Consider the following 14723-nt stretch of genomic DNA (forward strand, 5'->3'; position numbering starts at 1 on the left):
GAGCTTGCACGTCAGCTTAAGGTAGGGCCTGGGGATACGGTGCGGTTATTGAGCGGGGATGGGGTAGTTTACTCCCCCTTTGGACCGGTACCGAGTCAGCGTAAGTTTGTGGTGTCAGGGATTTTTGAGATGGGCTCTCAGGTCGATGCGGGCGTGGCTTATATCCATTATCAAGACGCCAGACGGTTAATGCGTCAATCTAGTGAAACGATTGATCAATTAAGGCTTTATCTTAATGATCCCTTCAGCGCCCCGGCACTTGCTGGCCGTGTACAGGCGCTATTACAGCAGCAGGGGATTAACGCCACAACCACCGATTGGCGTGATACCTACGGCCATTTATTCGGCGCAGTGAAAATGGAAAAAAACATGATGTCACTGATGCTGAGCCTGATTGTCGCGGTGGCCGCCTTTAATATTGTTTCGGCGCTGGTGATGATGGTGGTGGATAAAACCACCGACGTGGCGGTACTCAAAACCCAAGGATTAACGACGCCGATGGTGATGGGCATTTTTGTGGTGCAAGGCTCGCTAAATGCGGTATTGGGTTTGGTATTAGGCCTTAGTGTGGGGATTGTGCTGACCTTGAATTTGAATGGGATTATGTCGGCCTTAGGGGTGTCAATTTTAGGTTCAGGCCAAGTGTTACCCATCAAGTTGGAATGGATGCAATTATCCGCCATTGTCATTGGCACGTTGATGGTGACCTTACTGGCGACGCTGTATCCGGCGCTGCGCGCCGCTCGGGTGCAACCTGCTAGCGCATTGCGCTACGAATAATTACGGATTGGCGCGAGAGGCCAAGCCAGAGTAAGAATTGAGAGGATCTGAATGCAAGATGTGTTACTGCAAGTGCAGAATGTCAGTAAGAGTTATCATGATGGCGCCGTGACCACCCAAGTGTTATCCAATGTGGATTTACAGGTGTTTAAAGGCGAGCAGTTAGCGATTGTCGGAAGTTCAGGTTCGGGCAAAAGTACCTTATTGCACATTATGGGAACTTTAGATGCGCCAACAGCAGGTAAGGTACTGTTACTTGGCGAAGATTTATATCAAGTCAGCAGTGCACGCCAAGCACAGATCCGCAATCAGGATCTTGGCTTTATTTATCAATTTCATCATTTGCTACCTGAATTCACCGCGCTAGAAAATGTGGCCATGCCAGCGTTTATTCAGGGCAAAGACCGTAAACAGGCGCTTGCGGCGGCTAAAGTGCTGCTCGAGCGTGTCGGTTTAGGCCATCGTTTAACGCACATTCCCGCCGAGCTTTCGGGGGGCGAGCGCCAACGCGTGGCTATCGCACGGGCGTTGATCAATCAGCCCAAATTAGTGCTCGCAGATGAGCCGACCGGTAATCTTGATGCCACCAGTGGTGAAGCGGTATATGAACTTATTCGTGAACTCGCCAACCAATTGGGCACCGCCTTTGTGGTGGTTACCCACGATCATAAGCTCGCAGCACGCATGGATCGGCAATTGATGATGAAAAACGGTTATCTGCAACTGGCAACGGATTCACCAGCATGAAGGGCCCCTTAGCACTTGCCATTGGCTGGCGTTTTTATCGAGCGCGCCAAGCCAACAGTTTTATCAGTTTTATTTCCTTTGCCTCCACCGCAGGTATCGCGTTAGGCGTGGCGGTGCTGATCGTCGTCTTATCGGCAATGAATGGCTTCGAACGTGAGCTGGAGCGCCGTCTGCTTGGGGTGATCTCTCAGGCCGATATTGTTGGGGTGAACGAGCCGATTACTGACTGGCCGGCGGTGGTTAACGGCGCCATGCAGATTGAGGGGATCCGCGGCGCGGCGCCATTTATTCGGATGCAAGGATTGGTGCAAAAACCCGGCGGGTTTCAAGGGTTATCCGTGGTGGGGATTGATCCTCAAGAAGAAGTGAAGGTATCGAGCTTGGCCCAGTTTATGAGCCAAGAAAGCTGGCAAAGCTTGAGTCAGACTGAAAATCATATCGTTCTTGGTAAGAGCCTACTGAAAAAGTTAGGGCTAGAGATCGGCGATACCTTAGCACTGTATGTACAAGATAATAGTCCCGACGGTGCCGGCAGCCTGCGGGCGGCCAAGAGCCATCGTTTTATAGTATCGGGGATTTATTCTTTAGGCGGCGAGCTTGAATTAACCACGGCCTATATTCCGATGCGCTATGCTGCGCAGATCTTAAATATGAACAGTGGTGTGACGGGCGTGCGGATCAGTGTCGATAACGTGTTTGATGCTCCCGTTAAGGTTCGTGAATTGGGTTATGCCCAGCAACAATCTGTTTATATTAGCGATTGGACCCGCACTCAAGGGCATTTATATCAAGATATTCAACTTGTTCGCACCGTCATGTACCTAGTGTTAGTGTTGGTTATCGCGGTTGCCTGCTTTAATATCGTCTCCACTTTAGTGATGGCGGTGCGGGATAAATCCTCCGAAATTGCAATTTTGATGACCATGGGTCTCAGCCGCGTAGCGGTGATGGGCATTTTTATGGTTCAGGGTGCCTTAAATGGGCTACTTGGCTGCGCGCTAGGGGGCGTGATTGGCGTGAGCACCGCGCTCAACTTAAGTGATATCGCCACTGGGATTGAGCGGTTATTCGGTATCGAATTGTTGGCAGCGGACGTGTATTTTGTGGACTTTTTGCCATCGGAATTACATAGCCAAGATGCGCTAGTGGTGATCCTCATGGCCTTTATGATGAGCTTAGTGGCCACCTTATATCCGGCTTGGAAGGCGAGTCAAATTGCCCCGGCACAGGCACTGGCGGGAAGGTAGCTTTTTAAGATAGTGTGGATTGCCACTGGTCTTTGCGTCATCAGCTGGTGCGGGAAAAGTCAGCCGTAGCGGGAAAGTCAGTTGTCGCGGGAAGAGGGCGCTGGCAAGCCATGTGCCGTTCTGCAAGCAAGGCAGTTTGAATAGGTTTAGCTTTCGGAGTTCGCCAAGGGGTAACAAAAAGCCTGTGATATCGGCATGACATCACAGGCTTTTTTAGTCTTCAAACCTCAAAGCGGCTCAATTAGCGCTTTAGGCCTTCATTCAATAAAGGACGCATGATTTTGACTAATTCGGTGGTCACTTTAGGCGAACCCGCCACAATGTTACCAGAAATCAAATAATTATGATTACCGGTAAAATCAGTCACAGTACCACCGGCTTCACGGCAAATCAGATCGCCTGCGGCGATATCCCATGGTTTTAAGCCAATTTCAAAGAAACCGTCTAAACGACCGGCAGCCACGTAGGCTAAATCTAATGCGGCAGAACCTGCACGGCGTAAATCGGCACATTGACCAAACACTTCACCAAAAATAGCCATATAGCTTTCAGTATGTTGACGTGCTTTGAATGGGAAACCGGTGCCAATAATGGTTGAGGTCAACTCATTGACATTGGTGACGCGGATACGGAAATCGTTCAGTTTTGCACCCTTACCGCGAACAGCGGTGAAGAGTTCTTCACGGACAGGATCGTATACAACGGCGACTTCGGTCTTGCCTTTGTATTGCAGGGCAATAGACACCGCGAAATGGGGAATGCCTCTAACAAAGTTGTTAGTGCCATCCAGAGGATCAACTATCCAAATATAGTCTTTATTGTCGCCGCGGTTTTCACCTTTCTCTTCACCCACAATCGTATGATCTGGATAAGATTTACGAATTTGGTACGTAATAGCCGCTTCTGCTTCCTTGTCTACACTGGTAACAAAGTCATTGAGACCTTTAGCACTGACTTCCACTCGGTCAAGTTCAGTGTAGGCGCGCATAATAGTTTGGCCGGCCGCGCGAGCAGCGCGAACAGCAATCGTCAGCATCGGATGCATTGCAATCCCCTGGATGTTAAAGAACGTTAAAATAGCGGGCCGCATTATACTCGATTTGAATGTTATATCAAATACCGATTTTCATATAAGCATTCGCGGGCGCCTGTGATAATATCCGTTCACAGTGTTTTTTGAATTAAATTAAGTTGTTTCATGCTAAATAATATTCGAGTGGTTTTAGTGGGGACATCTCACCCCGGCAATATCGGTTCTACCGCAAGAGCGATGAAAACGATGGGACTCTCAACCCTGTATCTTGCTGAGCCACGGGTCGAGCCTGATGGACAATCGATTGCGTTAGCGGCGGGTGCCTCCGATATCTTAAAACACCTAGTCAAAGTCGATTCGCTGGCGGAGGCCATCGCCGATTGCAGCTTGGTGATTGCCACCAGTGCCCGCAGTCGCACGCTTGATTGGCCGATGCTTGACCCCCGGGAAGCGGGACAAAAATTGGTGACTGAAAGTCTTAATGGTCCCGTGGCAATTGTGTTTGGCCGAGAAAATCACGGCCTCAGTAATGAAGAGTTGCAGCAATGCACCTATCATGTCGCAATTCCGGCTAACCCGGAATACAGTTCTCTCAACCTCGCCCAAGCGGTGCAGATCATTTGCTATGAAACGCGCGTAGCCCATTTGGCGCAAACCGCGATGGTCGAAGAACCGACGGAATATCCCTTGGCTGCCGATCAAGAACGCTTCTTTGTTCATCTAGAAAGCACCTTGTTATCCACCGGGTTTATCATCAAAAACCACCCAGGGCAGGTGATGACCAAACTGCGCCGTTTATTCAGTCGCGCCCGGATTGAGAGTCAGGAAATGAACATCCTGAGAGGGATTTTAACGTCCATCGACAAAGTGGTCAGCCAAAAACAGAAATAGCCAAAGGTTAAACCGTTAATTATCACCATCGCAAAGGATCAACCATGGGTGTGTACGCTAGGCTAAAAGAAGATATTGAATCGATTTATCACCGCGATCCCGCGGCGCGCAGTGCCTTTGAGATCTTAGTTAACTATCCGGGCATGCATGCCATTTGGTTGCACCGGATAAGCCATAAATTGTGGCAGCGTGATTGGCGCTTAATGGCGCGTTGTTTATCGACTTTTTCCCGTTGGATGACTGGGGTGGAGATCCATCCTGGCGCGACCATTGGCCGCCGATTCTTTATTGATCATGGCATGGGAGTGGTTATTGGTGAAACCGCCGAAATTGGCGATGATTGCACTTTATACCACGGGGTGACTTTAGGTGGCACCAGTTGGCAAGCGGGTAAACGCCATCCAACACTGGAGAATAATGTGGTGGTGGGCGCGGGTGCCAAAATTCTCGGGCCTATCACTATGCATGATGGCGCCCGCGTTGGCTCCAATTCGGTGGTGGTAAAAGATGTGCCTAAGGATACGACAGTGGTCGGGATTCCTGGTCGCGTGGTGGCAACACCGTCGCCACAGTCGAAAGAAAAGTCTGAGCGGCGCAGTGCGATGGCGAAAAAATATGGCTTTGATGCCTATGCCGTATCGCCTGATAACCCTGATCCTGTGGCTAATGCCATAGGCCAAATGTTGGACCACATGCATTTAATGGATTCAAAGGTTCAAGAATTATGTCAGGCAATTCAACATCTAGGTGGAGATGTGTGTACGGATAAATTGCCTGAGCTTAATGTTGGTGAGTTTAATGATGCCGAAAAAGCCGCTGCAGATAAACGTCAGCATGCCATTGAAGAGTTTGACCCCGGGATCTGAGATAGATTGTTGATGAGTGATTGAAACTGACAACTGCGGTTTAATTCAGTCACTCAATTCCAATGAATCCCCCAAACCAAAACCTGTGACTCTTGTGCTGGATAAACCAACAGCACAAGTCCTCTACTATCCCTCGGTGTTGCTCTGGAAATGGCGTAGGCCTGAGTGGCGCAGATCGTGAGTGAGGGGGCAAGGCGTCTTAGATAGTGCGGTAGATCCCGATATCGGCCTTAGAGCGCCGATTAATTGCCGCTCTAGCATTGAATCTTAAAGCAGAAAAAGGTTAAATACCCCACCAAGACGAAAGGGTATTGGTAGTTGTCTATTTATATAGTTGAGTAATTCAGTAGGTTTTATACTTGACTGAAATACTCAGGTATGTTGAAATGACATCATACCTGTTCGGGAGCTTTTGTAGTTATGAAACTGACATCTAAAGGTCGTTATGCAGTCACCGCGATGCTGGATGTGGCTATCCACTCTGCATCGGGACCGGTTCCCTTAGCGGATATCTCTGAAAGACAAGGGATTTCGCTTTCCTATCTGGAACAACTCTTCGCAAAGCTAAGAAAGCATGGTTTGGTTGCGAGTGTCCGAGGCCCTGGCGGTGGTTATCGTTTAGGACTCGATGCAGACGATATTTCTGTTGGTATGGTGGTCCATGCTGTCGATGAGTCTGTTGATGCTACTCGCTGTCAAGGATTGGGCAACTGCCAAAGTGGTACTCGCTGCTTAACTCACTCCCTGTGGGGGGATTTAAGCAAACAAATTTCAGATTTTTTAGAGGGCATAAGTCTTGCCGGCTTGATGCAAAAGCGAGATGTACAGTTTATCTCGCTTAAGCAAGACACGATGCAAAAGCAACAAAGAGCCATTTTGTAGGTTCATTGTTATACCAAAATTATATTGTACGTTGTATGTAGCCTCGGCAGAGACTGCTCAGTACGGAGTGTGTTATGAAGCTTCCTATCTATTTAGATTATGCCGCCACCACGCCTGTCGATCCGAGAGTCGCGGAAAAGATGTTCAAATGTATGACAATGGATGGCATCTTTGGCAACCCCGCCTCACGTTCACATCGTTACGGTTGGCAAGCTGAAGAAGCGGTGGATATTGCTCGCAATCAAGTCGCTGATTTGATTAATGCCGATCACCGTGAGATCGTGTTTACCTCCGGCGCCACAGAATCAAACAACTTGGCGATTAAAGGTGTTGCCCATTTTTACAATAAGAAAGGCAAGCACATCATCACCAGTAAAACTGAACACAAAGCCGTACTTGATACCTGCCGTCAACTTGAGCGTGAAGGTTTTGAAGTCACTTACTTAGAGCCCGGTTCTAACGGCATTATTCCTATGGCGCGCCTTGAAGCGGCAATGCGTCCAGACACTATCCTCGTCAGCATTATGCACGTTAATAATGAAATTGGCGTGATCCATGATATCGATGCTATCGGTGAGTTGTGTCGTTCCAAGGGCATTATCTTCCATATGGATGCCGCCCAAAGCGCAGGTAAATTACCCATTGATGTGCAAAAAACCAAGGTCGATTTAATTTCGATTTCCGGTCATAAAATGTATGGTCCTAAGGGCATCGGTGCACTTTATGTGCGTCGTAAGCCACGTATTCGTTTAGAAGCGCAAATGCACGGTGGTGGCCATGAACGCGGCATGCGTAGCGGCACGTTAGCGACCCATCAAATTGTGGGTTTAGGTGAAGCCGCCGCAATTGCAAAAGCCGAAATGGCGACTGATAACGAACGCATTGGTCGTTTACGCGATAAATTATGGAATGGCATCAAACATATTGAAGAAACCTACATTAACGGTGATATGACGGATCGTTACTGCGGTAGCCTTAATGTCAGCTTCAACTATGTTGAAGGTGAATCACTGATGATGGCCTTAAAGGATTTAGCCGTTTCTTCTGGTTCTGCCTGTACTTCAGCCAGCCTTGAGCCGAGCTACGTGTTACGCGCACTGGGCTTAAATGATGAAATGGCCCATAGCTCAATTCGTTTCTCCATTGGCCGTTTTACCACGGATGAAGAAATCGATCATGCTATCGAAACTATTACCCAATCTATTGATAAGTTAAGAGAAATGTCTCCACTATGGGAGATGTTTAAAGACGGTGTTGACCTCAATCAGGTGCAGTGGGCTCACCACTAATTCACCCCATTAATAGATAATTTTGGAGCAGTACCATGGCTTACAGTGAAAAAGTAATTGATCATTATGAGAACCCACGTAACGTCGGTTCTTTCGATAAAAACGACCCTTCAGTTGTCACTGGGATGGTGGGTGCGCCCGCTTGTGGTGATGTGATGAAGTTACAACTTAAAATTGGGGCGGACGGCATCATTGAAGATGCTAAGTTCAAAACCTATGGTTGTGGTAGTGCCATTGCCTCAAGTTCGCTAGTAACCGAATGGGTTAAGGGTAAGACTATCGAGCAGGCTGCAGCCATTAAAAACACGGATATTGCTGAAGAATTAGCCTTGCCACCGGTTAAGATCCACTGCTCCATTTTGGCAGAAGATGCTATCAAAGCCGCGATTGATGAGTATAAATCGAAGCAAGCTAAGTAACATCTGGAGTAAAGATGGCGATTACAATGACCCCAGCGGCAACCGATCGTGTCAGAACTTTCTTAGCAAACCGAGGTAAAGGCATTGGTCTTCGCCTCGGCTTAAGAACCTCTGGCTGTTCCGGTATGGCTTATGTACTTGAGTTTGTTGATGCGTTGAACGATGACGATGAAGTTTTTGATATTGATGGTGTGAAAATCATTATCGACGCTAAGAGTTTTATCTATCTTCAGGGTATTGAACTGGATTTTGTTAAAGAAGGACTCAATGAAGGGTTTCAATTTAACAATCCTAACGCAAAAGGTGAGTGTGGTTGTGGTGAGAGTTTCACCGTTTAACCCTAAAGTTGACCCATGAATTATTTCGAGCTGTTTAAATTTCCCCCAGCCTTCGATATTGACACCGCACTACTTGCAGAGCGTTACCGCGAACTGCAACGTGCGGTGCATCCCGATAAATTTGCCCATGATACTGAGCAGCAAAAATTACTGTCGGTACAACGTACGGCTCAGGTGAATGATGGTTACCAAACCCTAAAGGATCCCATTCGCCGCGCTGAACATCTGTTGTCACTGCGTGGTATTGACTTAAGTCATGAAACCACGACCGTGAAAGATACCGCTTTTTTGCTGCAGCAAATGGAATGGCGCGAAGCTCTAGAAGATGTGCGCCACCTTGCCGCCCCCCAAGATACCATCGATGCGCTCTATGAGTCCTTTGCTGACTATCGTGCTCAAATTACTCAGCGGCTCACGCAGCTGCTCAATAGTGCGAGTCAAGAAGAGGGATTGTTAGCGGCAGATCAAGTGCGTAAGCTCAAATTTATGGCAAAATTGCAGGATGAATTGACCAGAGTGGAAGATGCTCTGTTAGATTAATCCTTCGTGTTCATGTGATTAAGCTGACTCAACTCTGTTCGAGTTAGCCTGACTTAAGTTGGATAAATATGGCCCTTTTGCAGATTGCGGAGCCCGGACAAAGTGCCGCGCCGCATCAACATCGACTTGCCGTTGGTATTGATTTAGGTACCACCAATTCTTTAGTTGCCGCCGTGCGTAGCGGACAACCGGCAACCTTACCCGACGAGCAGGGACAACATTCGTTACCTTCCATCGTGCGTTATACCCAAGAGGGCGTTGAGGTTGGCCACATTGCGGCCCTCCATTCGGCCAAGGATCCACAAAACACTATCGTGTCCGTGAAGCGTTTTATGGGACGTAGCCTTGCCGATATCCAAGGGGGAGAGCAAGCTTTTCCCTATCAGTTTGACGTCAGTGATAATGGTTTACCTCTGTTTGTGACGCCGCAAGGTACAGTGAATCCGGTACAGGTTTCTGCTGAAATCCTGCGCCCGCTTATCGCAAGGGCCGAAAAAACCTTAGGCGGAGACTTGCAAGGCGCGGTGATCACTGTGCCTGCCTATTTCGATGATGCTCAGCGTCAAGGTACTAAGGATGCGGCGGCGTTATTGGGCGTGAAAGTCTTGCGCTTATTAAATGAACCCACCGCGGCGGCCATTGCCTATGGTTTAGACTCGAAGCAAGAAGGGGTGATTGCCATCTATGACTTAGGTGGTGGTACCTTTGATATTTCTATTTTGCGGTTGAACCGAGGGGTCTTTGAAGTCTTAGCCACCGGAGGCGATTCCGCCTTAGGTGGGGATGATTTTGATCATCTTCTGCAACTTCACCTGCAGCAATTATGGCAACTGTCGGACATTGATGCGCCCTTAAGTCGGCAGCTGTTGATTGAAGCGCGCCGCGTCAAAGAAGCCTTAACCGATGCCAGTGACACAGAGGCCAAGATTGTGCTCAGTGATGGCACTGAACTGACAGGGCGGATCACAAAAGCAGAATTTGAGGATTTGATCCGCAGCTTAGTGAAAAAAACCATTGCCAGCTGTCGTCGTACGCTGCGAGATGCCGGAGTGAGCGCTGAGGAAGTGCTTGAAATCGTGATGGTCGGTGGCTCGACCCGTGTGCCATTAGTGCGCGAACAGGTTGAGGCCTTCTTTGGTAAAGTACCATTGACTTCCATCGATCCTGATCGCGTGGTGGCCATTGGCGCAGCGATTCAAGCTGATATTTTAGTCGGCAATAAACCCGATTCGGATCTGCTACTGCTTGATGTGATCCCGCTGTCCTTAGGGATCGAAACCATGGGCGGCCTAGTCGAAAAAGTGGTGTCTCGTAATACCACTATCCCCGTCGCGCGTGCCCAAGAGTTTACCACCTTTAAAGATGGCCAAACGGCCATGGCTTTTCATGTGGTACAAGGAGAGCGTGAATTAGTCGCCGATTGTCGCTCACTGGCGCGCTTTACTTTAAAAGGTATACCGCCTTTAGCGGCGGGGGCGGCCCATATCCGCGTGACGTTCCAAGTCGACGCTGATGGTTTGCTCAGTGTCACCGCAATGGAGAAATCCACTGGAGTGCAATCGAGCATTCAAGTGAAACCCTCCTTTGGTTTATCGGATACTGAAATTGCCACTATGCTCAAAGACTCGATGAAGCATGCCAAAGAAGACATCGGTCGGCGTATGCTGGCTGAGCAGCAGGTTGAAGCGGCGCGAGTATTAGAATCATTGAATGCCGCTCTGGCTAAAGATGGCGCTTTACTGAATGAACAGGAACGAGCGCAAATCGAGGCAGTCATGCTGCAAGTGGCGCAGTTGGCCAGCGGTGATGATGCCGATGCGATTCAACGAGCGATTGAAACCCTGGATGAGCAGACTCAAGATTTTGCCGCCAGACGTATGGACAATTCTATTCGAGTGGCCTTTAAGGGCCAATCGATTGACAATATATAGGTGATGTGATGCCCCAATTAGTCTTTCTTCCCCACGCCGAACTGTGTCCCGATGGTGCAGTTGTGGAGGCGAATGTTGGTGAAACGATTCTTGATGTGGCGCTGCGCAATGGGATCCATATCGAGCATGCTTGTGAAAAATCCTGTGCTTGTACAACTTGCCATTGCATTGTACGCGAAGGATTTGATGAGCTTGAACCTAGCGATGAGCTGGAAGATGACATGTTAGATAAAGCGTGGGGATTGGAGCCTGAGAGTCGTTTATCTTGTCAGGCAAAGGTCGTCGACGCGGATCTGGTCATTGAAATTCCTAAGTACACCGTCAACATGGTGAGCGAAGGCAATTAATAGCCATATTTACTCTGATGTTAAAACCAGTCCAAGTGACTGGTTTTTTTATGTAGGCTGCAACATATTAGGTCCTTTAGTACAGCTTGCTTTAGTAAGCCGCTTTGCTAATGATTACTGGCTAATACATTCAATAAGTTCAGGTTAACGTGCCGCAGTGAACATGGCTGCAGCTTCAGCTTCATCGCCGTGATGTTGTCCCCCTGTTTGAAGGGCTGCCTCTATACTCAGTAGGGCGCCGCTGAGTGTGACGCCATCGGGCTCACCCCTCGACTCACAACATATCACCTATGTAGGGCATTGTTTTGCCTGAAATCTGCGCAAATTGCTGCAAAAATGTTCCATTGTTCGTCACTCGGCTTAAGCACTCATCGGATGATTGATTTATCCCTTGGCAGGCGTATTATGCGCTCAAAATAACATGGTTGCTGGAGACCAGCATGAGAATCGCGATCCTATCGCAAGGGCCACAATTATATTCAACAAAGCGACTCGTGGAAGCGGCGGAGCTTAGGGGACATGAAGTCCGGGTGATCAATCCCCTTGAATGTTATATGAATATCAATATGCGGCAATCAAGCATTCATATTGGTGGGCAAGAATTACCCACCTTTGATGCGGTGATCCCCCGTATTGGGGCCTCTATTACCTTTTATGGCTCAGCGGTCTTGCGCCAGTTTGAAATGATGGGCGTGTACGCATTGAATGACTCGGTGGGTATTTCTCGTTCTCGCGATAAGTTACGGTCAATGCAATTAATGTCTCGCCGAGGGATTGGTTTACCTATCACGGGTTTTGCAAATAAGCCCAGTGATATTCCCGATCTGATCGAGATGGTGGGCGGGGCGCCGCTGGTGATTAAATTACTCGAAGGCACACAGGGGATCGGTGTGGTGTTGGCAGAGACGCGTAAGGCCGCCGAAAGCGTGATTGAAGCCTTTATGGGGCTCAAAGCCAACATTATGGTGCAAGAATATATTAAAGAAGCCAACGGCGCCGATATCCGTTGTTTTGTGCTAGGCGATAAAGTGGTTGCCGCGATGAAGCGTCAAGCCATGCCCGGTGAGTTTCGTTCTAACCTGCACCGAGGTGGTACCGCCAGTCTGGTAAAGCTCACGCCTGAAGAGCGCTCGGTGGCCATTCGTGCCGCTAAAACCATGGGGCTCAATGTCGCGGGCGTGGATTTATTACGCTCCAATCACGGTCCTTTAGTGATGGAAGTCAATTCATCCCCAGGACTTGAAGGAATTGAAGGGGCTACCGCTAAAGATGTGGCGGGTGCCATTATTGAGTTTGTTGAAAAAAATGCCTGCAAAGCGAAAAAGGTGTTGCCATCACAAGGTTAAGTCAATGTGGTTACGCTAACGTCGCCAGCTCACCAAGAAGATGAATTAACAAGTGAGTTTGGCATGCTGAACATAAACTTAAGCCAAATAAAGTTAAGCATAAAGTTAAACTGAGGCGCTTGGTTAAGCGCCTTTGAACCATGTTTGCTGCTCAATGCTCAATGCTCAATGCTCAATGATGATAATGCGCGCTGCAGCATGAAATCGCGCAAGATTAGCCCCATCAGTGGCATCAATTTGTCCGTGGGTGAGTTGAATCGCGTGATGTTGATCACATTTGACTACCGTGAATTGAGATTGTTATCCGACTTTGATCATCATCAATTTATTTTTATAGGAATGCCGTACCTTGTTGCTTATTGGTTAATATCGAGGGTGAATTAACCGAATTAGGCAACTGCAAGGACGTTCACATGAAACTTTTGCTTGTATTGTTAGTGAGTTTATTACCAACAATGGTGTGGGCCCATGAGGGACACGGCGGGGTCGGGTTATTTCACCATCTACTCGATCTATTGCCAGCGATTATTTTAGTCGCGCTGATCGCTGTGGCGGGTGTTTGGGCAAAAAATCGTAAGTAGTCGGCTGATAAGGCATCAGATCCCAGAATGATATCTGGGTTATTGTTTGCTGCTAGGCATCGCATATATGGCGGTGCATTGTTAAAAACCACGCTAGCTTTAGGCTATCGTGGTTTTTTTGTGCGGTTAAGCTCATCAGACATCCAGCCAATGTGAGTCATCTCTCAGAGTTATTTGTTATAAGGGTAGGATTTATTTTTTTTATTTCGTATAATCCGCGCGAATTTTTATACTAGCTGACAAAGGAAGCTTGTTATTATGGCGATCGAACGCACATTTTCTATCATTAAGCCTGATGCTGTTGCAAAGAACCACATCGGTGCTATCTACAATCGTTTTGAAACTGCAGGTCTGAAGATCGTAGCAGCAAAAATGGTCCACCTGACTAAAGAACAAGCCGAAGGTTTCTATGCTGAGCACAGTGAGCGTGGTTTCTTTGGTGCTTTAGTGGCCTTTATGACTTCTGGTCCTATCATGGTACAAGTGTTAGAAGGCGAAAACGCAGTTCTTGCTCACCGTGAAATTTTAGGTGCAACCAATCCAGCTCAAGCAGCTCCTGGTACCATTCGTGCCGATTTCGCTGAAAGCATCGATGAAAACGCGGCGCACGGTTCAGATTCTTTAACTTCTGCTGCCCGTGAAATCGCTTATTTCTTCAGTGCTGAAGAGCTGTGCCCACGTACTCGTTAAGTTGAGTGGTAGGACTTCACTCGGACGATACATCCGTGTAGCTATTTTGCTTTCGACAGGTGGATGCCGAGTTTAGGTGATAATAAACGGCCCTAGCGTAATTGCTAGGGCCGTTTTTTTATGCAGTGAAAAGATAGCCGTCAATTGGTGATGTGCGAAAGCATGGCCTCGGAAGATCTGCGTTCGGGCCCGTCTGCCGAGGGGTGATATTGGCCCTCGCGGTGATTAATCCTATGTTTTCGGATTTTTGATGTTATTATTTGCGCCAGTTTAGTAATGGCATTAAGGCTTTATTATCAGCTGCTGATATGGAGCTTTACCTGTCCGCAAAAAATTGGTTTTTACATGACAACAACACCACACTCAGCTTGTATCTTAGCGTTAGATACGTGTACCGAAGCCTGCTCGGCAGCGCTTTATTATCAAGGTCAGATTTTTTCAGAACTTGCCGATGCGCCCCGTGAACATAGTCAGCGCTTATTGCCTATGGTTGAAACCGTATTGCAGCGCGCGGGTATTGGGCTTGATACCGTCGACGCCATTGCCTATGGCCGTGGCCCCGGAAGTTTTACCGGGATCCGCATTTGCACCAGTATGACCCAAGGGTTAGCGCTGGGCCTTGATATCCCCGTGATTGGGATTTCGACTCTCGCGGCCATGGCGCAAATGGCGATAACAGTCCACCGGGCTGAACAGATCGTCTGTGCCATTGATGCCCGCATGGGCGAAGTGTATTGGGGGCAATTTGTTGCACGCCATGGCGTGGCGACGTTAGTGGGCGTTGAGGTGGTAAGTG

General features: G+C 48.3%; 17 protein-coding genes. 16 read left to right on the top strand and 1 reads right to left on the bottom strand.

Annotated elements, in window-relative coordinates; genetic code table 11:
• The 3 genes from ACRCZA_RS07750 to lolE all read left to right on the top strand — a co-directional run.
• The coding region (locus ACRCZA_RS07750) for an FtsX-like permease family protein (RefSeq protein WP_438673879.1) at window positions 1-780 on the top strand (780 nt) is incomplete at its 5' end.
• 51 nt (window positions 781-831) lie between these two features.
• Window positions 832-1527 carry a lipoprotein-releasing ABC transporter ATP-binding protein LolD gene (gene lolD / locus ACRCZA_RS07755; RefSeq protein ID WP_438673880.1) on the top strand — a complete coding sequence of 232 codons (696 nt, stop codon included), beginning with the start codon at window positions 832-834 and terminating at the stop codon, window positions 1525-1527.
• On the top strand, window positions 1524-2774 hold the full coding sequence (gene lolE / locus ACRCZA_RS07760; RefSeq protein WP_438673881.1) for a lipoprotein-releasing ABC transporter permease subunit LolE: 1251 nt from the start codon (window positions 1524-1526) through the stop codon (window positions 2772-2774). The genes lolD and lolE overlap by 4 nt, the downstream gene beginning before the upstream one ends.
• 241 nt (window positions 2775-3015) lie before the next feature.
• On the opposite strand, the gene suhB is transcribed toward lolE, so the two are convergent.
• Window positions 3016-3819 carry an inositol-1-monophosphatase gene (suhB, locus tag ACRCZA_RS07765; protein ID WP_438673882.1) on the bottom strand — a complete coding sequence of 268 codons (804 nt, stop codon included), beginning with the start codon at window positions 3817-3819 and terminating at the stop codon, window positions 3016-3018.
• Window positions 3820-3972: 153 nt separating this feature from the next.
• On the opposite strand from suhB, the gene trmJ reads away from it, so the two are divergent.
• From trmJ to tsaB, 13 genes are all read left to right on the top strand, one after another.
• Entirely contained in the window at window positions 3973-4698 is a 726-nt protein-coding gene (trmJ, locus tag ACRCZA_RS07770; RefSeq protein ID WP_438673883.1) for a tRNA (cytosine(32)/uridine(32)-2'-O)-methyltransferase TrmJ, read from the top strand.
• A gap of 44 nt (window positions 4699-4742) precedes the next feature.
• Window positions 4743-5564 carry a serine O-acetyltransferase gene (cysE, locus tag ACRCZA_RS07775; RefSeq protein WP_438673884.1) on the top strand — a complete coding sequence of 274 codons (822 nt, stop codon included), beginning with the start codon at window positions 4743-4745 and terminating at the stop codon, window positions 5562-5564.
• 420 nt (window positions 5565-5984) lie between these two features.
• Window positions 5985-6446, top strand: a complete 462-nt coding sequence (gene iscR, locus ACRCZA_RS07780) for a Fe-S cluster assembly transcriptional regulator IscR (RefSeq protein ID WP_438673885.1) — start codon at window positions 5985-5987, stop codon at window positions 6444-6446.
• 74 nt (window positions 6447-6520) lie between these two features.
• Window positions 6521-7735 (top strand): IscS subfamily cysteine desulfurase, encoded by a 1215-nt coding sequence (locus ACRCZA_RS07785; protein WP_438673886.1) that lies wholly within the window; start codon window positions 6521-6523, stop codon window positions 7733-7735.
• A 35-nt stretch (window positions 7736-7770) separates the two neighbouring features.
• Window positions 7771-8154: a Fe-S cluster assembly scaffold IscU gene (gene iscU, locus ACRCZA_RS07790; RefSeq protein WP_011072277.1), complete on the top strand. Its 384-nt coding sequence runs from the start codon at window positions 7771-7773 to the stop codon at window positions 8152-8154.
• A gap of 14 nt (window positions 8155-8168) precedes the next feature.
• The gene (iscA, locus tag ACRCZA_RS07795; RefSeq protein WP_438673887.1) at window positions 8169-8492 is read left to right on the top strand and encodes an iron-sulfur cluster assembly protein IscA; all 324 of its coding nucleotides are present in this window, start codon (window positions 8169-8171) and stop codon (window positions 8490-8492) included.
• A gap of 15 nt (window positions 8493-8507) precedes the next feature.
• Window positions 8508-9032 carry a co-chaperone HscB gene (gene hscB / locus ACRCZA_RS07800; RefSeq protein WP_438673888.1) on the top strand — a complete coding sequence of 175 codons (525 nt, stop codon included), beginning with the start codon at window positions 8508-8510 and terminating at the stop codon, window positions 9030-9032.
• Between the two features lie 68 nt (window positions 9033-9100).
• Window positions 9101-10963 carry a Fe-S protein assembly chaperone HscA gene (gene hscA / locus ACRCZA_RS07805; RefSeq protein ID WP_438673889.1) on the top strand — a complete coding sequence of 621 codons (1863 nt, stop codon included), beginning with the start codon at window positions 9101-9103 and terminating at the stop codon, window positions 10961-10963.
• A gap of 8 nt (window positions 10964-10971) precedes the next feature.
• Window positions 10972-11310, top strand: a complete 339-nt coding sequence (fdx, locus tag ACRCZA_RS07810; RefSeq protein WP_438673890.1) for an ISC system 2Fe-2S type ferredoxin — start codon at window positions 10972-10974, stop codon at window positions 11308-11310.
• Window positions 11311-11750: 440 nt separating this feature from the next.
• A complete protein-coding gene (rimK, locus tag ACRCZA_RS07815) occupies window positions 11751-12656 on the top strand; it encodes a 30S ribosomal protein S6--L-glutamate ligase (RefSeq protein WP_438673891.1) in 906 nt (301 codons plus the stop codon).
• A gap of 413 nt (window positions 12657-13069) precedes the next feature.
• A complete protein-coding gene (locus ACRCZA_RS07820) occupies window positions 13070-13237 on the top strand; it encodes a hypothetical protein (RefSeq protein WP_438673892.1) in 168 nt (55 codons plus the stop codon).
• A gap of 258 nt (window positions 13238-13495) precedes the next feature.
• Entirely contained in the window at window positions 13496-13927 is a 432-nt protein-coding gene (ndk, locus tag ACRCZA_RS07825) for a nucleoside-diphosphate kinase (RefSeq protein WP_438673893.1), read from the top strand.
• A 345-nt stretch (window positions 13928-14272) separates the two neighbouring features.
• Window positions 14273-14723: tRNA (adenosine(37)-N6)-threonylcarbamoyltransferase complex dimerization subunit type 1 TsaB (gene tsaB, locus ACRCZA_RS07830; RefSeq protein ID WP_438673894.1), on the top strand; the 451-nt coding region annotated here is incomplete at its 3' end.

The sequence above is a fragment of the Shewanella sp. genome (assembly GCF_051658185.1).
Lineage (GTDB): Bacteria > Pseudomonadota > Gammaproteobacteria > Enterobacterales > Shewanellaceae > Shewanella.